At 44.5% G+C, this 23,143-nt stretch carries 14 protein-coding genes; 10 read left to right on the forward strand and 4 right to left on the reverse strand.

All coding sequences use genetic code 11. From position 1 onward, the window contains the following. Positions 1 to 110 precede the first annotated feature (110 nt). Positions 111 to 4,382, reverse strand: a complete 4,272-nt coding sequence (locus tag NQ505_RS15105; protein ID WP_008999171.1) for a two-component regulator propeller domain-containing protein — start codon at positions 4,380 to 4,382, stop codon at positions 111 to 113. A 149-nt stretch (positions 4,383 to 4,531) separates the two neighbouring features. Here NQ505_RS15105 and NQ505_RS15110 point away from each other — a divergent pair, with 149 nt between their 5' ends. Together NQ505_RS15110 and NQ505_RS15115 are read left to right on the forward strand one after the other, a co-directional pair. Further along, positions 4,532 to 6,079: an arabinan endo-1,5-alpha-L-arabinosidase gene (locus NQ505_RS15110; protein ID WP_032853552.1), complete on the forward strand. Its 1,548-nt coding sequence runs from the start codon at positions 4,532 to 4,534 to the stop codon at positions 6,077 to 6,079. A 26-nt stretch (positions 6,080 to 6,105) separates the two neighbouring features. Next, complete coding sequence (locus tag NQ505_RS15115) at positions 6,106 to 8,088, forward strand: alpha-L-arabinofuranosidase C-terminal domain-containing protein (protein ID WP_008999173.1); 1,983 nt, start codon at positions 6,106 to 6,108, stop codon at positions 8,086 to 8,088. Positions 8,089 to 8,207: 119 nt separating this feature from the next. Here NQ505_RS15115 and galK read toward each other — a convergent pair whose 3' ends face one another. Genes galK through NQ505_RS15130 form a run of 3 tightly spaced genes read right to left on the reverse strand, consistent with a single transcriptional unit; the run spans position 8,208 to position 11,899 of the window. After that, complete coding sequence (gene galK / locus NQ505_RS15120; protein WP_004297463.1) at positions 8,208 to 9,362, reverse strand: galactokinase; 1,155 nt, start codon at positions 9,360 to 9,362, stop codon at positions 8,208 to 8,210. A 47-nt stretch (positions 9,363 to 9,409) separates the two neighbouring features. Then, complete coding sequence (locus NQ505_RS15125; RefSeq protein WP_004297464.1) at positions 9,410 to 10,750, reverse strand: MFS transporter; 1,341 nt, start codon at positions 10,748 to 10,750, stop codon at positions 9,410 to 9,412. A 51-nt stretch (positions 10,751 to 10,801) separates the two neighbouring features. Continuing rightward, positions 10,802 to 11,899: an aldose epimerase family protein gene (locus tag NQ505_RS15130; protein ID WP_008999174.1), complete on the reverse strand. Its 1,098-nt coding sequence runs from the start codon at positions 11,897 to 11,899 to the stop codon at positions 10,802 to 10,804. A 318-nt stretch (positions 11,900 to 12,217) separates the two neighbouring features. Between NQ505_RS15130 and NQ505_RS15135 the strand changes: the two genes are divergently transcribed. The 8 genes from NQ505_RS15135 to NQ505_RS15170 all read left to right on the forward strand — a co-directional run bounded on the left by NQ505_RS15135 (position 12,218) and on the right by NQ505_RS15170 (position 22,987). After that, positions 12,218 to 13,435: a hypothetical protein gene (locus NQ505_RS15135; RefSeq protein WP_008999175.1), complete on the forward strand. Its 1,218-nt coding sequence runs from the start codon at positions 12,218 to 12,220 to the stop codon at positions 13,433 to 13,435. Between the two features lie 27 nt (positions 13,436 to 13,462). Beyond that, complete coding sequence (locus NQ505_RS15140; protein WP_008999176.1) at positions 13,463 to 14,335, forward strand: FimB/Mfa2 family fimbrial subunit; 873 nt, start codon at positions 13,463 to 13,465, stop codon at positions 14,333 to 14,335. A gap of 11 nt (positions 14,336 to 14,346) precedes the next feature. Next, positions 14,347 to 15,792 (forward strand): DUF4906 domain-containing protein, encoded by a 1,446-nt coding sequence (locus tag NQ505_RS15145; RefSeq protein WP_008999177.1) that lies wholly within the window; start codon positions 14,347 to 14,349, stop codon positions 15,790 to 15,792. Positions 15,793 to 15,800: 8 nt separating this feature from the next. Then, positions 15,801 to 17,777, forward strand: coding sequence for a fimbrial protein (locus NQ505_RS15150; protein WP_008999178.1), 1,977 nt, complete (start codon positions 15,801 to 15,803; stop codon positions 17,775 to 17,777). 29 nt (positions 17,778 to 17,806) lie between these two features. Beyond that, entirely contained in the window at positions 17,807 to 19,954 is a 2,148-nt protein-coding gene (locus NQ505_RS15155; RefSeq protein WP_008999179.1) for a hypothetical protein, read from the forward strand. 15 nt (positions 19,955 to 19,969) lie between these two features. Then, positions 19,970 to 20,551, forward strand: coding sequence for a DUF3575 domain-containing protein (locus NQ505_RS15160; protein ID WP_008999180.1), 582 nt, complete (start codon positions 19,970 to 19,972; stop codon positions 20,549 to 20,551). A gap of 7 nt (positions 20,552 to 20,558) precedes the next feature. Further along, on the forward strand, positions 20,559 to 21,875 hold the full coding sequence (locus NQ505_RS15165) for a DUF3868 domain-containing protein (RefSeq protein WP_008999181.1): 1,317 nt from the start codon (positions 20,559 to 20,561) through the stop codon (positions 21,873 to 21,875). Between the two features lie 140 nt (positions 21,876 to 22,015). Beyond that, positions 22,016 to 22,987 (forward strand): type I phosphomannose isomerase catalytic subunit, encoded by a 972-nt coding sequence (locus tag NQ505_RS15170; RefSeq protein WP_008999182.1) that lies wholly within the window; start codon positions 22,016 to 22,018, stop codon positions 22,985 to 22,987. Positions 22,988 to 23,143 lie beyond the last annotated feature (156 nt).

Below are 23,143 nucleotides of genomic sequence, written 5' to 3' on the forward strand. Positions count from 1 at the left end.
TATGGCATTGATTGTAAATGAGGGTGGACAAACGTGTTTTAGAGGTGGATAAAAGGTTTTAGGTGTAAAAAATACAACTTATTATGTGAGATTATTGTTTTTAGGTAAAACTATTCTTCCTTATTAAGCAGTGAACTCGGGGTCGTATTAAAATATTTGGTGAAGCACCTGGTGAAGTATTTAGGATCGTTGAATCCTACTTCATAAGCTATTTCTGCAATATTCATATTTTTCGTTTCCCGATTCTTCAGAATCAGTTCGCGTGCTATATTCAATCGGTAATTTCGGATAAACTGTCCGGCTGATTGTCCGATGAGGCTTTGCAGTTTCTTATTCAGCAAACTTTTGCTCACTCCTACAGCTTCACTGAAATCACTGACTTCAAAATAAGAATTCTTATAATTCTCTTTGATTACTTCCATTATCTGATTCATAAACTTCTTATCACCCGATTCTTCCTCCATATTCAGCACATCCACATCCATGTCGAGCGTGAATTTGCGCTGATAGCGTTTTCGGTTTTCCAAGATGTTCTGAATGCGTGTCAATAGCAATGTTTCATCAAAAGGTTTCAATAAATATTCATCTACTCCCATACGATAACTTTCCAAACGGGCCTCTTGTGAAGTCTTGGCAGTTAGCATCAGGAAAGGAATGTGTGAAATGGCGAAAGTATCTTTCACCCGACGGGAAAGTTCGACACCGTCCATCACCGGCATCATTAAGTCGCTGATGATAAAATCCACCGGATTGCTGTTTAGAATATGCAACGCCTCTTCTCCATCCGCCGCTTCCAGTACATTATATTGTTCACGGAGGATGGAACGGATATATCCCCGCATATCCACATTGTCTTCCACCACTAGAATCGTCAAAGTCTCTTTCTCTTTAGGAGTTTGGGAAGTTGGCGTAGCATTAATCGAAGAATCGTTAGAATTAATGATTATCAGCTTGTCATCCTTTTCTTCTTCCCGTTGCAAGGGGAGGAGAAGACGGAACGAACAGCCTGAAAGGCGGTTGTTGCGTACCTTGATTTCCCCACCGTGCATCTGCACGATTCGTTTGCAGAGGTAAAGACCTATACCGGTTCCCGCCTGTCCGTACACCGGATATTTTACCTGATTCTGCGACTGGTAAAAACGATTGAATATCCGGTTCAGATCCTCTTCCGGAATGCCCGGTCCGGTATCGCAGACACATATATACAAAGATTCTTTTCCACCCTCACCAGATGATAAGGAAGATATATACAGGGAAACAGTACCTCCATTCGGCGTAAATTTAATAGCATTACTCAATAGATTAGTCACCACTTTACGCATTGCTTCCTCATCATACAGAATCTCCGGTGTTTCCATCCTGTAATACCTTTTCAGTACGATATTCCTTTCTCCCGCAAACACCTCGAAAGGAGTGATTAGCGAATCAATGAATTTCAGAAAATTTCCCCGTGTTTTGACAATCTCCAGCTTGCCGGATTCTACTTTGCGGAAGTCCATCAACTGATTGACCAATGACAACAGATACTTCGAATTGCGCTCAACGAAATGAAGTTGTTCGATCACCTGCGGATTATAACTCAACTTCAATGCCCGCTCGATAGGCCCGATAATCAACGTAATCGGCGTACGGAATTCATGTGTGATATTGGTAAAAAACGAGATCTTATCAAGCGTAAGCTCCTGTACTTTATGCGACATTCGGATCAACTGCGCTTTTTGTTTCGTAATCTTCTCATTCTGCTGGGTCAGCATCTGGTTCTGGCGTGAAAGTTCTTCCGTCTGATTTTCCAGCAGATGCTTCTGCTGTTCCAGCTCGTGTGTGCGTTCTTCCACCGTGCGATGCAGATATTCCTTCTGTCGTTTCAGCGTGCGGATTCTCCATTGGTAGAATTGCCATACGCTTACTAGCGCGAGGATGATAATCAGTAGAATGAACCAAACTTTTTTGTAAAAGTATGGAACAATTGTAATTTTCAGTTCAGTCACATTTTCTCCTTCATTTTCTCTGTCGGGAGTATATTTCACTTGCAGTGTATAGTCGCCCGGAGGCAAATTGGTATAACTGGCAAAACGGCGGTTGCCGGACACTTGCATCCATTTATCATCAAATCCGAGCAACCGGTAACTGTAAATTGCCGTATTACTTGGCTTAAAATTGAGCGCTGAAAACTCCAGTGAAAACGATTTCTCCTTCTCGTGCAGACGTAGCTCCGTAGTGATAGCAATGTCTTCCGGCAAATATTCGCTTCCCGGCAATATCTCCTCATTGCCGATCCGTAGGCGTGTGAAACGTACCTTGGCGGCAGGAAGAGAAATGGTCGGACGATTATTCTCGATAGCTACCAGTCCGCCAACACTGCCGAAATAAAGTAAACCTTGTGTCGAACGGCAAGAAGCGTTCCAGTAAAACTGGGTGTTAATCAGTCCATCCTGCAAAGTATAATTGATAAACCGATTCTCTTCCGGATGATAGCAGGAAAGACCATTGTTTGTGCCAATCCACAGATACCCGTTGCCATCTTCTAATATTCCACGCACACTACTGTTAGGCAATCCTTGAGGAGTGCTGTAAGATACAAATATTTCCTTTCCCTGCTCGTTGGTAGTCCGTTTGTAAATGCCATATCCGCTACTTCCCAGCCAGAGTGTGCCGTCCTTTGTCTCAAAAAAACAGGTGATTTTTTCAATCAGACGAGAGTTGGGATCGTTCAGCTTGTAGTTTAAATGCCTGTATTCGAATTCTCCTGCGGCCGAACGGGAATGAAGGTCGATGATATATACCCCTTCCAGACATCCAATCCAAAGCTTCCCTTCTTTATCAATAATAGAACCGATGCAGCCATGAATATTCTCCGCCACTTTGTCTGCCAAAGGAGCACTGATTGTTCCGGTTTCCGGTTCGTAAAAGTAAAGCCCTTGATTGGCACCAATCCATATACCTTTATTAATAGGGTCGTATGTCAACGAACCGACAAAGTCAATTGGAAATCCGCTACTTGTCTGAGAAGAAATGACCTTCAGTACTTCTTGGGGAGCTTTCAGGTCGAGAAGGTTGATGCCTCCACCCCAGGTTCCTATCCAGAGATGATCGTCCGGATCGGCTGTTAACGCGCTGACGGAATTATGGCTTAGTCCACCATGGTCACGGGTGAAATGTGTAAACTTTTCACTTCCATGCTCTTTCTGGTTCAGCCCGCCTTCCACAGTTCCTACCCATAAAGTGCCGTACTTGTCTTCGTAAATGGCATTCACCGGATTGTAAGACAAACTCGACGGATTTTCCTTGTTGTGTAGATAATTCCGTATCGACAACCGTCGTGGACTTAGCATATTAATACCACCGGTTTCGGTTCCGAACCAGATATGATCTTCCTCAGACAGTATACAATTGATAAAATTACTGTTTAGCAGATTGGAACTTCCATTTTGAAAGTCACCGGATGCGATACACTCAAAGTCGTCCGTCATTGGATTATAGATGTTTACACCGCGCAAGGTGGCAATAATCAATTGTTTGTCATTGGTTATAGACAGGTCGGTCAAGTAATTTTGCGAAAGCGAACGTGGGTTGTTAGGGTCGTGTTCATACCGTTTGACGATGTTCCCGCTTTTATTATATCGGAACAGTCCCCGGTCGGTGGAAATCCATACCTCGTTTTCCTTCATAAGAAAATCGGAAATATAAGTTCCAGGCTCGAATTTTAGACATTCGGCGATTGGGGTAGTTGTCAGTTTTCCCTGTGAGTCCCAATCCACTTTAAGTATTTCACCATTGATTCCTGCCCAAATTTTACCGTCTTCGTCAATATCTTGAAGAGCAATATTCGGCCCGTTCAGGACAACGAGGTCGAGAGTGGAGACCGTTTCTACATCTCCTTTTTCATTAAAAACAATACGATTGAGTTTATTGGCACAATGTAGCCAGATACAACCTTTCGAATCTTTCATGACGTGTACAGCCGGTTGATTCAATATGTTTTTCAAGACCCCTTTGGCATCCCTCGGTACGGTCGGTTTCAAGGTAGTTAGGTCAATGATATCCGTTCCTCCTTCAGACACCATCCAAAGACGTTGAGCTGAATCTTCACATACATTGATAATAAAATTACTCTTTAATTTGCAATTGGGAGTGTTTGGATTGTAATTCACAAACTCATAACCATCGTAGCGTGACACTCCGCCGCCGGCAGTGGAAATCCACAAGAATCCACGGCTGTCTTTATATAAATCGTCGATGAAATTATGAGGCAATCCCTCGTTCATTGTCACGTAAGTGATGTTGTATCGATCTGCGAATCGTTCCTGTGCATGCACGCTCTTCCATCCGGCAAAAAACAAAACGCTATATATAATAAGGAGTGTGAGTAGGTGTCTTTTCATATTTGTACGTATTAATAGTAGCAAAGTTAAAAGATAATCTCAAATCGCAAAAGCGGAAAAGAGCTTCTTTTTAGCAGGTTAGCGGATTATCCACCAATCATGTTCGTATGTCCACCTTCAATGGGGGAAACGGGGCGTATTTTTGTGGCATGATTGACAAACTAATCACTAATGTTATGACAAACTTGTTTATGCCCCTTTTTTTTGTAGCTGGTAGCTTGTTGACAAGCTGTACTTCTGCCGTGTTTAGCCCGACCCCATCCGCGAATCCTTGGGATGATAATTATTTGTCAGTAGCCAAGATGGAAGATTACCGCCAATGGGGAACATACAACGTGCACGACCCGTCCTGCCGAAAGCTGGGCGACTATTACTATATGTATTCTACCGACGCCATCTTCGGCGAAAACCGAAAGGAAGCCGAAGAAAAGGGTGTGCCCTTGGGGTACATTCAGATGCGTCGCTCCAAAGACCTTGTACACTGGGAGTTTCTGGGATGGGCATTTCCCGAAATTCCGGAAGAAGCTGTGCAGTGGGTGCAGACACATGCCGATGGAAAAGGAGCAACCAATATCTGGGCCCCTTATATCATTCCCTACAAAGACAAATACCGTCTCTACTATTGTGTCTCCGCTTTCGGACGCAAGACTTCGTATATCGGACTTGCTGAATCCAACTCCCCCGAAGGTCCTTGGACACAAATAGGAAGTATCGTCAAAACCAATGATTCTATCGTCATGAATGCCATCGACCCCAGTGTGATAGCCGATGAAATCACCGGAAAATGGTGGATGCACTACGGTTCTTTCTTTGGTGGACTCTACTGCGTGGAACTGAATCCGGAAACAGGACTAGCTCTCAATGAAGGCGACTTGGGACATCTGGTAGCCCGCCGTGCCAACTATCGGAAAGACAATCTGGAAGCACCAGAAATCATCTATAACCCCAACTTGAAAAAGTATTATCTCTTCACTTCATACGACCCGTTGATGACTACTTATAATGTACGTGTCAGCCGTTCTGATGCTGCCCAGGGACCGTTTACCGACTATTTCGGCAAAGCCGAAAAGGACACCACGAACAACTTCCCGATACTGACTGCTCCCTATCGCTTTGAGAATCATCCCGGTTGGGCGGGCACTGCTCATTGCGGAGTATTCACCGACGGACAGGGAAACTATTTCATGGCACATCAGGGACGTCTTTCTCCGCAAAATCAACTGATGGTATTACACGTCCGCCAGTTGTTCTTTACACCGGACGGATGGCCGGTTGTTTCTCCCGAAAGATATACAGGAACTCCTTCGCGTAAATTCACCGAAGTCGATTTGGTAGGAGAGTGGGAGATGATTCGGGTGCAGGAGCCTAAGTATGAACGTCAGCTGGAGGCCGGTCAAATTCTGTGGGGAGAAGGCAAATTGAAAGACGGTGAGTGGAATCTTTCCACCCGAATCAAGTTGGCTAAGGACGGAACTTGTACGGGAGAGATCACAGATGACAGATGGAAAATTGTACCAATGAATGGAAATTGGTCTTTTTTGACTGAAAAGCATCTATTAATGATAAAATCAGATTCGGAGAAAATAGAGAATCTGATTATCTTTGCAGGACACGATTGGGAGAATGAAACGGAAACCATTCTCTTTACCGGACTCGATAGCCGGGGATGTTCTGTCTGGGGAAAAAGAATTAAATAATCATATATAATTTTATATTGAAAACCATGAGAAAATACACGAATTTATTGGCCGTATTGGCCTTATCTACAGGTATGGCACTTCATGCACAAACCAACGAGCTGGTGATTCAGACGAAGAAGTTGGGAGCAGAAATCCAACCTACCATGTACGGACTCTTTTTTGAGGACATCAATTATGCTGCCGATGGCGGATTATATGCAGAACTGGTAAAGAACCGCTCATTCGAGTTCCCCCAGCACCTGATGGGATGGAATACTTATGGCAAAGTGACACTGATGGACGACGGACCTTTTGAACGTAATCCGCATTATGTACGTCTTTCCGATCCGGGACACGGACACAAACATACCGGCCTGGATAACGAAGGCTTTTTCGGTATTGGCGTCAAGAAAGGAGAGGAGTATCGCTTTTCTGTCTGGGCACGTTTGCCACAAGGAAGCGCGAAAGAAACATTACGCATCGAATTGGTAGATACCAAGTCCATGGGCGAGCATCAGGCATTTGCCTCGGAGAATCTTACGATTGACTCCAAAGAATGGAAAAAGTATCAGGTCATCCTGAAGCCCGGCATTACCCAACCAAAATCCGTACTTCGTATTTTCCTTACTTCCAAAGGAACCGTAGACCTGGAACACGTATCCCTTTTCCCGGTTGATACCTGGAAAGGACATGAAAACGGTCTCCGCAAAGACCTGGCACAAGCATTGGCGGATATTCATCCCGGAGTCTTCCGCTTTCCCGGTGGTTGCATCGTAGAAGGTACCGACTTGGAAACTCGTTACGACTGGAAAAAATCAGTTGGCCCGGTAGAAAACCGTCCCTTAAATGAAAATCGTTGGCAGTATACTTTTACTCACCGATTCTTCCCTGATTATTATCAAAGCTATGGATTGGGATTCTACGAATATTTCCTGCTGTCTGAAGAAATGGGTGCGGCACCTCTGCCGATTCTGAATTGCGGACTTTCCTGCCAATATCAGAATAATGATCCGAAAGCTCACGTAGCAGTTTGTGATTTGGATAACTATATTCAGGATGCACTCGACCTGATTGAGTTTGCTAATGGAGACGTGAATACTACGTGGGGAAAAGTACGTGCCGATATGGGACATCCTGCTCCGTTTAACCTGAAGTTTATCGGTATCGGTAACGAACAATGGGGGAAAGAATATCCCGAACGTCTCGAACCGTTTATCAAAGCCATTCGTAAAGCTCACCCGGAAATCAAAATAGTAGGTAGTTCCGGTCCGAATTCCGAAGGAAAAGATTTTGATTATCTGTGGCCTGAAATGAAACGCCTGAAAGTTGATTTGGTGGACGAACATTTCTATCGTCCTGAAAGCTGGTTTCTGGCTCAAGGCGCCCGCTATGACAACTACGACCGTAAAGGTCCGAAAGTATTTGCCGGTGAATATGCCTGCCATGGAAAAGGAAAGAAATGGAATCATTACCATGCTGCTTTGCTAGAGGCTGCTTTTATGACCGGATTGGAACGTAATGCTGACATCGTTCACATGGCTACCTATGCTCCGCTTTTCGCTCATGTGGAAGGATGGCAATGGCGTCCTGATATGATTTGGTTCGATAACCTGAACTCTGTGCGTACCACTAGCTATTATGTACAACAACTGTATGCGCAGAATAAAGGAACAAATGTTCTTCCCCTTACCATGAACAAGAAAAATGTAACGGGAGCCGAAGGACAGAACGGACTCTTTGCCAGTGCTGTTTACGATAAGGGTAAGAATGAACTGATTGTAAAGGTTGCCAATACTTCCGCCACAATACAGCCAATTTCCTTGAATTTTGAAGGATTGAAGAAACAAGATGTATTGTCTAATGGCCGTTGTATCAAACTTCGTTCGCTCGATTTGGATAAGGATAATACACTTGAGCAACCTTTTGCCATCGTTCCACAGGAAACTCCGGTATCTATTGAAGGCAACGTGTTTACTACCGAACTGGAACCCACTACGTTCGCGGTATATAAATTCACGAAGAAATAAGTAGAACTAATTAAATGTTATTAGACCAATAGGTTTTAGATTTTTGTTAATTGTAAAAAGTAAGGGCGGCTTCCATCACGGAAGCCGCCCTTCTTATTTATTTAATTTCGAATAAATTCTTATTCCAGTCTACGAGAACCGTCACCGATTACTACGTCATACACTTTCGGGCTTCTGCCGAATTTAGCTTTGAAAGCAGCTTTTGTTTTTTCAACGAAGTTGTCATACAACTCATCTTTAACAAGGTTGATTGTACAACCACCGAAGCCGCCACCCATTACGCGTGAACCGGTTACACCGTACTCTTTAGCGCAGTCATTCAGGAAGTCGAGTTCTTCGCAGCTTACTTCGTACAGCTTGCTCATGCCGTGATGAGTTTCGTACATCTTCTTACCTACAGTTTCGTAATCATCCTTTTCCAATGCCTCGCAAACATCGAGTACACGTTGGATTTCTTCGATTACATATTCTGCACGCATATAGTCTTCAGCGCTGATATCAGCTTTCGCTTCTTCTAGCATAGCCATTGTACAGTCGCGCAGGAATTCTACGTGCGGATGTTTTTTCTGGATAGCGGCAACAGCAGCTTCACAGCTTTGGCGACGCTTGTTATAAGCAGAAGAAGCCAATTCGTGTTTCACAACTGAATCCATCAGAACCAGACGATAACCTTCCGGATGGAATGGGAAATACTGATACTCCAGTGAACGGCAATCCAGACGGATCAAGCTACCAGCTTTACCGAATACGGAAGCAAACTGGTCCATAATACCGCAGTTCACACCACAGTAATTATGTTCTGTAGCCTGGCCAACTTTAGCCAATTCAAATTTATCTATTTTGTTTTCACCGAACAGTTCGTTCAGTGCGAAAGCATACGTACTTTCCAAAGCGGCAGAAGAAGACATACCTGCACCCAGAGGCACATCACCTGCGAAAGCAGTATTGAATCCCTTCACATCAACGCCACGTTTAATCATTTCACGGCATACACCGAAAATATATCTTGCCCAGCTGGCGCGTGGAGCATCTTCTTCATTCAAACCAAATTCTACATAATCCTTCAAGTCGATAGAGTAAGCCTTTACTTTGTCAGTACCGTTAGGTTTGATTTCAGCAATCATCCCTTTGTCTACCGCTCCCGGAAAAACGAATCCGCCGTTGTAGTCAGTGTGTTCGCCGATCAGGTTGATACGGCCCGGAGAAGCATATAAAAATCCAGTAGTTCCGTCAAAGTGTTTAATGAATCGACTTCTTACGTATTCTGTATCCATGATATTTATATTTTAAAGGTGAATAAATTGAATTCTATTCTATGTGATTATTCCACAGGAATATCCTTATTTACATTCTTGCAACCTACCAAGCCGTAGAACAACAGGTAAGCCAAAGCCGCGATAATCAACCAGTAGCTAGCCATATAACCTACAGAGTCAGAGATACTTTGTTGGATCAACGGCAATACACCACCACCAACAACCATCATCATAAAGATACCGGAAGCCTGTGCTGTATATTTTCCTAAGCCTTCTACTGCAAGGTTGAAGATACCACCCCACATTACAGAAGTACAAAGACCACAAAGTACAAGGAACAAGGCGCTCACAGGAACCTGTGCCATCATAAAGCCTTCACCTACAGTGTAACCCGGCATTGAAACCGTTACATCTTTCGGAGTGAAGATAGCGATCAATACGAAAATGATAGCAGTAGCAGAAACAACGATCAACTGTGCACGGCTGGAAACCTTACCACTGATAGCACTACTTGCAGTACGTCCCACAAGCATCAGCAACCAATAGATAGCAGCGATAGCACCACCGATAGCAGCACCGTTCATCATGATACCGGCACCTTTATCGCTTGAATCGGCAAGATAGAAGTTCAGTGTACCCGGGATACCGATTTCAATACCTACATAGATAAAGATACCGATTACACCCAGTAAAGTGTGACGGAAGCTCCATGGGCTGTGAGAGAATTTTTCTTTCTTCACTCCACCTTTCTGAAGGTGTGGTTCAGGAATAGCAACAAATGAGATAACGATAAATGCAGCAACGAATACACCCATAGCAACGAAGAGCAGAGGAGCAACGTCAGACATAGCAGTACTTGAAGTAACAGTACCGATCAAAGCACCCACGAAAAGCGGAGTCAATGTACCAGACAAAGAATTAAGAGCTCCACCTGTCTGAATCAGCTGGTTACCTTTGTTACCACCGCCACCGAGAAGGTTCAACATCGGGTTTACCACTGTGTTAAGCATACAAACGCAGAAACCGCAGATGAATGCACCAAGCAGATAGATTACAAAGTTTAATTTGATAACATACTCACCGAATGCGAATACTTCAGCACCTGCTCCGAATAAGCTGGAAAGATACTGTGTGAACAAACCGAGGAAACCTACTGCCATTGCAATCAAAGCAGTCTTCTTGTAACCGATCTTAACGAGCATGTTACCGGCAGGAATTCCCATAAACAGGTAAGCCAGGAAGTTCATCATATTTCCCATCATACCTAAAGTGTTCGAACCCGCATATTCATTTCTCCAGATTGTTCCGAATGGAGCAGCGAGGTTTGTTACGAAAGAGATCATCGCAAAGATGAAGAACATCGTGATAATTGCGACGAGATTACCGTTCTTTTTTTCTTGTGTCATGGTTCAAAAAAAATGTTAGTTTATAAAATTAGGTTAGTTATTTTTCAAATCTTATTCTTCTACCGTAAATTTGTAGACAGTGATCTGTTGGTATTCATCACCCGGCAGCAAAGTAGCCGATGGGAAATGAGGTTTGTTCGGAGTATCCGGGAAACACTGTGCTTCAAAGCAGATAGCGCTTCTGGCAGGGAATGTAGCTCCGTGTGCACCTTCAAATCCGTTGAGCCAGTTGCCCGTATAGAGTTGTACACCCGCTTCGGTGGTATATACTTCCATGATACGTCCGCTTTCCGGGTCCTTGCAAGTGGCAGCCAGGTCGAGCGAACCGCTTTCCATCTTGTTCAGTACATAACAGTGGTCATATCCTGCACCGAAAATCAGCTGCTGGAATTTGTCGTCGATACGTTCGCCTACAGTGTGCGGAGCACGGAAATCCATCGGAGTACCTTCTACTTTGGCAATTTCACCGGTAGGGATAGAAACTTCGTCGATAGGAGTATAGAAATCAGCGTTGATCGTAACGATGTGGTTGTTAACGGTAGGAGTAGGGTTGGAAATACCGGCGAGGTTGAAGAAACCGTGGTTAGTCAAGTTAACGACTGTAGCTTTGTCGGTGGTAGCGCGGTATTCGATAGTCAGTGCATTTACTTCGTTTTCCAGGCGGTAAGTCATTTCCACTTCCAGATTGCCGGGGAATCCCTCTTCGCCGTCAGCAGAAACATAGTTGAATTGCACTGTGCTCTCATCAATCTGGACAGCATCCCAAACACGGGCGTGGAAACCGGTAGGTCCACCATGCAGAGAGTTAGGTCCGTTGTTAATTGTGAGTTCATGTTCTTCACCGAACAAAGTGAATTTTCCTTTCGCAATACGGTTGCCGTAGCGTCCGATAGTAGTGCTTAAGAAAGGTTCCGGGCTGTTGATGACGTGGTCGATGCTGTCGTGTCCGAGGATTACATTAGCATGCTTACCGTTTTTGTCCGGTACCATGATAGAAAGAATGGCGCATCCGTAATTGGTTACAGCTACTTCCATTCCCTTTGTGTTTTTGAGGATAAATAAATCAGTTTTCTTATCATTTATATCCTTTTGGAAATCTTTCTGGCTGAGCCCTGATAGATTCCCTTCTGTTGGGAATGTGTTATTCATGTCTGGTATTATTAAAAATTTCCTGCAAATAAAGGGAAATTCTTTCTTACTCACAAATTATTCCGACTAAATATAGCAGGTGCTTTAGGAAAGTTTAGCTTTATTACTTTATGTTCCTTTTCCGGAAAGAGATTTAAGTTGTAATCGCTACAAAATTGGATAAAAAACATTAAATACCCCATTTTTACCCTGAATTATACCACAAAAGAACAGGAGGGTGGAACATTTCCATAGAGGTGTTGTTATAATTTGCCCAACTGAACGTACGTAAAATTATTGGTATGGGACAAATTTATAAACATTTATTTTTTAGAAGATATGAAAATTAAACAGTTATTATTGGCAGGAATGACGGGTCTTATCCTATTCTCTTGCAGTGACAAAGATGATATCTCTGTTTCACAGAACGAAATAAACTCTCTATCAGTATCATTGAGCGGTATTAAAAGCGCAACCAATTCGAGAGCCTCTTCACCAACGGATATTATCACATCAGACATCAAGAATGTAAACAGTGTATTAATCAATCTGACCGACGCCAATGGAAAGGTAATAACCTCCAAATCCGTCACTAAAGATGAAGTGCTCAACTCTGATTGGAATAAGTTGACGGATCCGGCTAAAGGGCTGAAATTCATCAATACTCCTCAATCTGTTTCAAAAGTATATATTTACGGTAATCCGGGAAATGCTGTAAATAATAATGTAATTAATACCAAACTGGCGGAACAGCAAGGAAGCGCGGTACTTTATTATGGAATGGACGATGATTTGAAACCAATCGTTGACGAACCGATTGAACCGACTCCGACATCCGGTAAGACCTATACGGCTAACGTAACCATTGCCCCCATCGTTGCCCGTCTGCAAATCACTAAAATTTCCTTCAAGAATGCAGGCAATTTTGATTTCACCCGTTCCATCGGAGGAGCAACCAAAAAAGCAACTGTCACATGGACGCAGTTTTCCGGAAACGTGAAAGGTCTTTATATGAGTAACTTCTACAATACCTACAACCAACCGGGAACCTTGGAGAATCTCCTGATGAATTCAACAGCCGAAGGACATATCCACGAGGGAATGTGGACATTCGACACCAACCCGATCATTGATGCGGCTCCTTTTGCCAGCTATCAGGTCTACAGTTCGGCAGATGGAACGTATGCTAACCTGCCTTTGGATTTGTCCGGCAAGTGTTATGCCTTTAATTTCTTCCCCGGCACAGCTATCCCGCAACTGCACCTGGATCTTTCCGACCTGGTGATCGACGGACTGGCTTCTACCGATACCGAGGTATTTAATCCCGCATTGGCAAATAGCGCACGTTTCGCCAACATTGTAAAATATTACAAGGAAATAAACACAGAACTAACTGCTGCCGACTTTAAACCCGGTACTCTTTATAACATGGAAATCGAGCTGATACCTATGCTGGACAACGACCTTGGAAACGTACAATACAACGTATTGGTACACGTCACAGTGGCTCCGTGGAATGAAGAAACAATCACTCCGGGATTTGACTTGGAACAATAAGTTCCGGCAGTATCATAAACCAATAATATGAAGAAGGTGATAATGCTATACGCCTTGTTGCTGGTAACAGTGACAGGGTGTATCAAAGAAAATCTGGATGATTGTGAGACAATTTTGTACTTCGACTATCTGGGTGACGGAACACGGGATATCTTTCTTCAGAAAATAGAAAAGGTGGATATGTATGTATACAATGAGGATAAAGTATGCATACAGAAAACTGCCCTGAACAAGAGCGAGCTGCATCGCCAACAGGGCACCACCTTAAATCTGCCAAGCGGTCAGTATCATGTGGTTTGCTGGGGAAACTCCTTCGGCGATACACGAATCAATGAAGGTGCTTCATTAAACAATAACCTTGTCGGAGCACCTCATTATTTCACCAAAGAACTGATAACAACGAATGACAGCTTGTATTTTGGAGAAAAAGAGATCACGATAACCAATGAAAATTATAAGGTGGACACCGTCCCTTTCAGCAGCGCACATATAAAGATGCTTGTAGAATTGGAAGGACTGGATGCCGGCAATGCACGGACGGTCACCTCACCCGTCAGCATGGAAATGGGAAACTTGAGTCCGACAGTGAATTTCACCAAGTCGTTTTCAAACGAACAAATCTCTTATTTTCCTTTGGTTAATTTTGATTCCGGCACACAAAAGTTTGGCGCGAAGTTCAACGTGTTACGATTTAATAATGAGAATGAAGTATATCTGCAATTGCACGATACGCAGACCAATGAAAAGCTCCATACGCTGCAATTGAAAGACTTCATGAAGGAAAATGACATTACCGTAGACGGTATCAATGAAGTGACGATAGGCATTCGTATTCTTTTCAATGGAACCGCTATTACAGTAAAACCCTGGAACGAAGAAGTCATCAGACCGGGGCAATAACCCCCAAATATATGAAATTAATAGTTAAATATCGGATTTGTTTGTATCTGTTTCTTCTGGCTTTCTCTCTTTATTCATGCAGTGAAAGCGAGACGCCCGTATCAGACACGGCCGACAATCAGGCCCGGCTTAATTTTCTAATCAGGACTACCCCGAAAGAAGAGAAGCTCACACTGGGAGGCGATGACAGTTTTTCCAGTCTCGCGCTTTATATATTCAATAAAGCCGATCAGCGATGCGAATATTCGGAACTCATTCCGGAATTCACTCCGCAAAGACTGAAAGAACTTTCACGTTCTGTCAACGTGTCGCCGCAGACAAAAATAATCTATGCGATTGCCAATTATAATGATCCGGACAAAACGTTTTCCACTCCGGTAACTTCCGCACTCACATTGGAACAACTGGAAAATCTGACAGTCTCCGGTAATGTTTTCAGTGGCAACAGCATTCTGATGGTCGGAAAAAAAGAAGTTCCGATTAATAGTGAATATGTCGTCGCCGAAATTCCCATGCAACGGCTGGCCGCACGGCTGGATATCTATATGTTCAAAAATCAGGAACTGGCGCAATCCACTGTAACGGTCACTTCGGTCGAGTTTCGCAATCAGGTGCTTACCACTTATGGAAATCCCGATCGTGTGACAATGCCTGCTGATGCCAAAATGCAAAATGTAACAGTTCCGATCACAGAGAACGGAACCCTGCAACCTATGCCATCGGATTTGTCGGAAATCATTCCCGCCAATGCGAAAGCTTCATTTTACACATACCGGAACATGGTTCCCGATGGTAAACCGGATGCAAACACACCCTACATTCGCATAACGGCACTGTTCGACGGCATAAGTTATACATACAGAGGGTATCTCACAGACCAGGGACAGACTACCAACAAATACAGCCTGTTGCATAATACGGTTTATCGTGTGATGGCTATGCTCGATCATCCCGACAATCAGTTGGTAATCCAAACGACCCCTTATCCATGGAGCGTCGTATCTTCCGAAATCGGACATGAAGTGACCGAAGGCGACTACCGCCTCCAATCTTTCAATGGCAGCGATACCGGAGCCACTACCGGAGTGGTGCAATTCCCATATATATGGGAGGGCGAAGCCCGCAATGAAACTTCCTATGCTGATTATAGCTTCAACCTGACCGCACCCGCAGGTGCTGTATGGACAGCTACATTAACCAATGGCCTTGACTTTGCATTCGGAACCGCCGGCTCTGTTGCCGGAACCCCGGCAGTCTCCAAAGGTATAGCCCGGGATGCCGCCTACGAAATAAAGATAGGTGCCGCAAAACCCTGGAATGGAACCGCCAAGCATACTTTGTTCTATATCACCGTAGATGGTGTGAAACTAAAAATTAACCCGTTGCAGAACGGTATTCGTCCATTTCCGGGCGATAACGATACGGATATATTAATCAGTCAAACTGAATATAAATAGCTTGAATTATGAAACAAAACAAACTATATATACTCTCGTTCATGTTCCTGTTACTCTGGGGCATCACCTCTTGCGAGAATGAATCTCCGGTGGAATCCACCGGGGTATCAGATGTGAACGGGATCACTTTGAAACTTTCCATTCCACGTCCCGTTACCTCCAGGGCCGCAGTTACGGAAGAAGCCGGTGAAGACGCATTGAATGAGAATACGATACAAACACTCGATGTCTTCATCTACCGGGAAGGAGCAGACGACTGTCTGCTTTACCGGCACTTCACCTTTTCTCCGCAACTGACCGGAACCGGAGAACATACGGAAGTACTAAAGGACGTGGCACAGGAAAAATTTGCATTGAATGTGAAACATTCCGTCTATGTCATAGCCAATCATACGGCAACCATTCCCGAAGCCGGATTGACCCTTACCCAACTGAAAGCATTGGCTGCTCCTGTACTGGATGCGGATAAAAAGCAAGATACATTCCTGATGGACGGTGAGCAAACGATGGTATTGAATGACGGAATCATCGCTAACAAAGAGATTCCCGTCACCCTCCGGCGTGCTGCCGCTAAGATAAGGATCACATTGAACTATGTGAACGGATTCACTCCGTTGGACGGTGAGACGCCTTCCAAGAAAATAGTAAACTATGCCGCTGACGGTTCATCCATTGCACAGGGAGCAGTGATACCCACGCAATTGCAAACCATGAATTCGTTTACCGCCCGGAACACAGGTGCAGGATACAAGGATCAATTCATCCTATATTCATACGCTAACGACTGGACGAAAGATACGAACCGCGAAACGTATGTGCTTGTCAATGTCCCTGTAAAAGATGCGGATAACCATCCGATAGCGCAGAACTATTACCGGGTACCGGTCAATTACCGTCTGCCGGACGGAACCGCCGGACAGGAAGAAAACCTCTATAAACTGGAACGCAATCATCTCTATGATATCCTGGTGAATATAGACAAGCAGGGAGACACCGATCCTCATTCTGCCGTGCAATTGAACGCCAGCTATACGATACAGGACTGGACTACCCATGAAATACTGGTATCCGTAGAAGGTGTCAACTTCATCTACGTGAAAGATACGAAGATTTCCATGCCCAACAGTACCCAGTTCACCACCACCTTCCAGTCCTCTACACCGGACGTGGAAATAACTAATATTACGGTGAACGGAGTTTCCGCAACCAACGGTGGCAAAGATATAAAAATCGTATCCACCCCGAATGCGAAATCGGGAACCATCAGCATCACAAGCCCACTTCCTGAAAATTTCCTGGCGAAAGAAATAACTTTCCAGGTAAAGAATGGGGCAGGGCTGACGCAACAAGTGACCGTCTCCCAATATCCGGCTTTATATCTCGGTTCCGATACGTCGGCAGACGTACCCGGTGGAAGCGACGGACAGAACAATACGAAAATGTATATCATAAATTCGTTTGTCGCCGACTTCTCCGCGCTTCCCTATCCGGATGAATTTGACGAACCGTTCGGCACCGGCTTTTCCCACTATGACCCAGACCCGGCATTGGGAAAGTCCTATACCGATTATATACGTGACAATGCCGTGTTAGGCTACCCCTTGAGAGATAGTGAAGGAGCCGGTATCGATACGGAAGAAAACAACCGGAGAATCTCTCCACACATGATGCTTGCTTCGCAATATGGAACAACAACGGCCGATTCATACGTCAAGTCACGAATCAAATGCCGTGATTATGTGGAAAGAGACGCCACTACCGGCGAAACCTACTCCGACTGGCGTATGCCTACACAAGCGGAAATCTATCTGATAGACATCCTGCAAAACGTCAAAGTCGCTGAAGTAAAAGCTATTTTGGAAGGACATTATTACTGGAGCTCCAGTGCCGCCAGTGCCGTCCGTTTTATGGACCCTCGGGTGGGAAATGGAAACAGTTTCGGCCCTCTGAACGCAGCCGTGCGCTGTGTCCGTGACATCCGGTAACACAACAAATGGAATAAAATTAGAAATGTATGAAAAGATTTATCTATTATATAACCCTCTTCGGACTTCTGCTGGCTTCGTGTACATACGAGGACAGCCCGGAGAATCCGTCAACGGAAAAGAACGGGACTACTTTCCGTTTTTCTGTCGACATACCCGATTATAAAACTGTACTTAGCCGTGCCCTGGCCAGTGAAAATACAGTGAACGACCTTTGGCTGATGGCCTTCGATGCCGACGGACTTTTCATCGGACGAGTGCATCCGTCTCTATTGATTGGTTATGATAACGGAGTCGGAACCTTTCAGGCAGAAATTCCCGATCATACAGGCATCATCCATGTCATAGCCAACTACGACCAGTGGGATAGCTTCGACGAACGTGCCGCTTTGCAAAAAGATGAAAGAGAACTGATCCCTTCCTTCACCAGCACTAAAATGGTGTTCTGGGGCAGGCAAGTCCTCGCCTCTGCCACTGATTCGCCCCGGATTATTCTTTACCGCAATCAGGCTAAAGTGACCGTGGAAAATGAAGCCGAAAACTTTGAAGTAACGGGATACGCCATCTGTAATTATGCAAGCAGCGGTACGGCAGCTCCATTCAACCCGGATGCCGCCGTCACTCCGTTTGTGATTATGGACGGCAAACCGACCCTGGCTCATGGCTCCACTCCCAAAGCCAGTCAGACCTCTGACGATTGCACCATGGAACCGAAGTATATGTTTGAAAACGAAAACTATTTCAACGACCAGACTTATATCATCATTAGCGGCCGCCTGAAAGGAAAGACTGATGTACTATATTATAAGATTCAGCTGCTCGACAGCAATAAGAAACCATATACCGTCGTCAGAAATTACCACTACCGGGTGGTGATAAAATCCTTTAGCGAAAACGCCAACGGAAGTACGACTTTTGACGATGCCAAGAGCGCAGAATCTTCCAACAATATATATGCGGAGATTTTCAAAGATTCTCCTACCATTGCCGACAACAATAATAATGTACTGACGGTGGACCGTCTTCACTTCCTGTTTGTCAGAGGGGGCACTTTAAACGTGTCGGCCCAATACACGCAAAACGGAGTGGCCGATCATTCAAAAATTAGCGTAGTCCTGGCCGAAGACCAGGGAAACATACTCCATAACCTGAATTATGACGGCAACGGTACGATTACCGCCGATGTATCCCGTATCATTGCAGGACAGCAGGAAGCTACCATCACCGTGAAAGCCGGGATACTATCCCGTACCATCACCGTGGTATCGAGCGCGCTGTATCAGTTTGACCCTGCCTCCTTGTCGCCGGAAGTATATACGGCGCGCGATCAGGACATGACGCTTCAGTTTACCATACCTGCCAATATACCGTCGTACCTTTATCCGTTGAAGTGTGCTATCACTACCGCCAATCTCTATCCGGTAGCTCCCAACAAGAACCTGCAGATAGAATACACCAACGGTGGTTACCAATATATCTACTGGGCAACCGAGCCCGGAACCAAAACACTGAACTTCCGCACCAGTCTTGAGAATAGTGACGAAACAATTCTGATAGCCAATGATATTTTCAAAACGCAGGAAATAAAAGTGAAATCACGACACTTCACCGATGTATCCGTCAATGGAAATAATCTGGTGGATTATGGCACCAATAATACAGCCCAATTTACATTTACCATACCATCGTATCCCGACTACCCAGTAAGCTATCCATTGACAGTATTTATTGCCACCGGAAACCTGCATACCACGCAAAGCGGATGGACTCCCGTTAACGGCGGTTACCAATATACTTATGCATCGCAACTTTCCGGCGTTCAAACTGTTATATTTACAACAGCGAAAGCAGTGAGTGATGAAAATATCGTTATCTCCGCCCCGGGGTTCAGCCCGACAACAATCGGCATTGGAACTGTGTTGCAACGCGGAGTGGCCGTCACCAACTCTATTCGGGTATATCAGAACAATAATCTGCTTAGAATCCCTAATTACAGGGTCACTTCTTCGGATACGGGTATTGTTCCCACTTTCACGGCAAACAGCCGGAGCAACTATTCATTTACGATAGCTGCCGGATCTAAAGCCAGTGATGTAGTCAGATTCACTTTGCAGGGGTATACTGCTGCTTACCGGGTAGAAGAGCTGCTTCAAAGTCCGGAAATAGTATTAAAATAATAAAAACAGAATGATATGAAACGAATCAAATATCTCCTGATAGCTATCCTGGTGTTCACATTCACCGGTAGTATGTATGGGCAGGAAAAAAACTACTATATGCCGAAATTTGCCATCAAGACAAACGGACTGTATTGGGCCACCACGACTGCCAATCTCGGATTTGAAGTCGGACTCGGCAAGAAACTGACTCTTGACGTATCCGGCAACTATAATCCGTGGAAATTCTCGGATAATAAACAAATCAAGCATTGGCTCGTACAGCCGGAACTTCGTTATTGGCTGTGCGAACGGTTTTACGGACATTTTTTCGGTCTGCATGCCCATTATGCGGATTTTAATGTGAGCAATCTGGATATTCTGGGTTTAGGGCATCATCGCTATCAGGGGAACCTTTACGGAGCCGGCATCTCTTATGGATACCAATGGATTCTGAACAAACGCTGGAGCATGGAAGCTACCATCGGGGTAGGCTACGCCCGCATCAACTACGATAAGTATAATTGCGGTCATTGCGGAAGCAAGCTCGACAGCGGACACAAAAATTACTTTGGCCCTACCAAAGTAGGTATCAACATTATATACATTATAAAATAAGATAGTTATGAAAAAGAAACTGATATACGCTGTGTTGTGTCTTGTTGTTGCTCTTCCGGCCGCCGCACAGAAATACTATAACGATGCCATCAGCATCACCGGTGTCTCCTTATGGCAACAGGGAGAATCTCTCTACATAGATATGCAGATAGATATGCGAAACCTGAAAGTCGACAACGACCGTACACTGACGCTTACCCCCATGCTGGTAAGTGCCGACCATAATCTTACGCTGCCCGAAATTATCATCAATGGCCGCAGAAGGCAGAAAGCCTATGTCCGTTCCATGGCATTGAACAGCGAAACCAGTCTGGGAGTGCCATCCAATAAAAAGGAAGTGATAAGCTATACACAAATCATTCCTTATCAGCCTTGGATGGAAAATGCTTCCCTGAATCTCGAAGAAAACCTGTGCGGCTGCGGAGGTCATCAGGAAGTAGTGGCACAAGAACTGATTCCGAATGAAATCTCTACCGAAATCAAACGCCTTTCTGCCATCCATCCTATACTGTCGCATATTCAGCTATCGGCCGACAGACTGGAAGTACGTAGCAAACAATACGAAGCCCACCTGGAATTCCCGGTGAACAAATCCGTGATCCTGCCGGATTATATGAATAACGCATCCGAATTGCAGAACATCCGGAAAATGCTTTCCGAAACACTGAATGATAAGGGGCTGAATGTCAAAGGCATTTATATCGAAGGCTTTGCCTCGCCCGAAGGTGCATTGAAACTCAACGAACAACTGTCCGTCAAACGTGCCGAAACACTGAAAAACTATCTGACCGCGCAAGGGCAGATCCCCGCCGGACTTTGCCATGTCTCTTTCGGCGGAGAAAACTGGGACGGACTGCTGAAATCATTGGAGGCTTCCACCCTGAAAGAGAAAGCCACTTTGATCGACATCATCGAACACACTGCTGACATCTCCCTTCGGAAAGAGAAACTGAAAAAAGTGGATGGTGGCGTTCCCTATCGTGTCATGTTAAGAGAACTCTATCCGGTGCTCCGTAAGGTGAATTGCCGGGTCGATTATACCACCGATATTACTGTAGCCGCACAAGCCGATGCCGAAGATACTAATCTGAACGCAGCAGCTACTGCCTTGTCCGAAAGAAACCTGACAGCTGCCCGGCAATATTTGGATAAATCGAATCCCCAAACAGCTGAATATGCCAATAATAACGGAGCTTATTATCTGCTGAACGGTCAGCCGGAACAAGCCATTCTTGAATTTAATAAAGCTATTCAGAAGGGGAGTGAGGCAGCCCGGAGCAATCTTGAAGAGATGGGAAAAGTGATGAAAATGCAGAAGAAATAACCACATGCAAACTAAAGATGATTTCTTAAATGAATTTTCATCCTCCTTTTCTTAAAAACTGAACTATTTTTTGTATGTTTGTTCCCGGATTGTAACAATCCGAGCGAATTTAATCTAAGTTTATAACAAGAAAAACAAAAATGTATCCATTAAAATTCGAACCTATTCTGAAGCAGACGCTTTGGGGGGGCGACAAAATTATTCCATTCAAGCATTTGAATTCAGACTTGAAAGGAGTAGGAGAAAGCTGGGAGATTTCTGGCGTTGAGAACAATGAATCCGTAGTGGCTAATGGCCCGGATAAAGGTTTGACCTTGGCCGATATGGTAAGAAAGTATCGCGAGGAGCTGGTTGGTGAAGTGAATTATGCCCGTTTCGGCAACAAATTCCCACTGCTCATTAAGTTCATCGACGCTAAACAGGATTTGTCAATCCAGGTACACCCAACAGATGAGTTGGCGAAGAAACGCCACAATTCGATGGGGAAAACCGAGATGTGGTATGTGGTAGATGCCGACAAAGGAGCTAAATTGCGTTCAGGATTCTCTGAACAGATTACCCCGAAAGAATATAAAGAACGCGTGTTGAACAATACGATTACCGACGTATTGCAGGAATATGAAATTCATCCGGGTGATGTATTCTTCCTTCCTGCCGGACGCGTGCACAGCATCGGGGCAGGCTCTTTCATCGCCGAGATTCAGCAAACTTCTGATATAACTTATCGTATCTACGATTTCAACCGTAAAGATGCGAATGGTAAAACCCGCGAACTTCACACCGATTTAGCTCGTGAAGCCATCAACTACGAAGTGTTGGATGACTATCGCACTAAATACGAACCGTTGAAGGACGAACCGGTAGAACTGGTTGCTTGCACTTACTTCACGACTTCTCTGTATGACATGACTGAAGAAATCAGTTGCGACTATTCCGAACTCGATTCATTCGTGATCTTTATCTGTATGGAAGGATCATGTACAATGAGAGACAATGAAGGTAATGAACTGACTGTTAGTGCAGGAGAATCTATCCTGTTGCCTGCTACCACGCAAGATGTCACTATCACTCCCGAAGGAGGAAGTGTGAAATTGCTGGAAACATACGTATAAGATAATAGCGTACAAAATGAAGGTCATCCGACTTTGTTTCATCCTCATGATGGGCAAAGCCGGATGACTTTTTTTATTACTAATAGAATAAAAACGGCAAAAAACTCTTTAACTATATTTATTAAAAAGTTTATCTGGAACACACAAAAAGATTCG

The organism is Bacteroides sp. D2, from assembly GCF_025147085.1.
Classification (GTDB): Bacteria; Bacteroidota; Bacteroidia; order Bacteroidales; family Bacteroidaceae; genus Bacteroides.

Coding starts and splice junctions, on each gene's coding strand:
- NQ505_RS15155 (WP_008999179.1), top strand. CDS start 17,807: ATGAAAAGATTTATCTATTATATAACCCTCTTCGGACTTCTGCTGGCT.
- galK (WP_004297463.1), bottom strand. CDS start 9,362: ATGGATACAGAATACGTAAGAAGTCGATTCATTAAACACTTTGACGGA.
- NQ505_RS15130 (WP_008999174.1), bottom strand. CDS start 11,899: ATGAATAACACATTCCCAACAGAAGGGAATCTATCAGGGCTCAGCCAG.
- NQ505_RS15125 (WP_004297464.1), bottom strand. CDS start 10,750: ATGACACAAGAAAAAAAGAACGGTAATCTCGTCGCAATTATCACGATG.
- NQ505_RS15160 (WP_008999180.1), top strand. CDS start 19,970: ATGAAACGAATCAAATATCTCCTGATAGCTATCCTGGTGTTCACATTC.
- NQ505_RS15135 (WP_008999175.1), top strand. CDS start 12,218: ATGAAAATTAAACAGTTATTATTGGCAGGAATGACGGGTCTTATCCTA.
- NQ505_RS15150 (WP_008999178.1), top strand. CDS start 15,801: ATGAAACAAAACAAACTATATATACTCTCGTTCATGTTCCTGTTACTC.
- NQ505_RS15115 (WP_008999173.1), top strand. CDS start 6,106: ATGAGAAAATACACGAATTTATTGGCCGTATTGGCCTTATCTACAGGT.
- NQ505_RS15165 (WP_008999181.1), top strand. CDS start 20,559: ATGAAAAAGAAACTGATATACGCTGTGTTGTGTCTTGTTGTTGCTCTT.
- NQ505_RS15105 (WP_008999171.1), bottom strand. CDS start 4,382: ATGAAAAGACACCTACTCACACTCCTTATTATATATAGCGTTTTGTTT.
- NQ505_RS15110 (WP_032853552.1), top strand. CDS start 4,532: ATGATTGACAAACTAATCACTAATGTTATGACAAACTTGTTTATGCCC.
- NQ505_RS15170 (WP_008999182.1), top strand. CDS start 22,016: ATGTATCCATTAAAATTCGAACCTATTCTGAAGCAGACGCTTTGGGGG.
- NQ505_RS15140 (WP_008999176.1), top strand. CDS start 13,463: ATGAAGAAGGTGATAATGCTATACGCCTTGTTGCTGGTAACAGTGACA.
- NQ505_RS15145 (WP_008999177.1), top strand. CDS start 14,347: ATGAAATTAATAGTTAAATATCGGATTTGTTTGTATCTGTTTCTTCTG.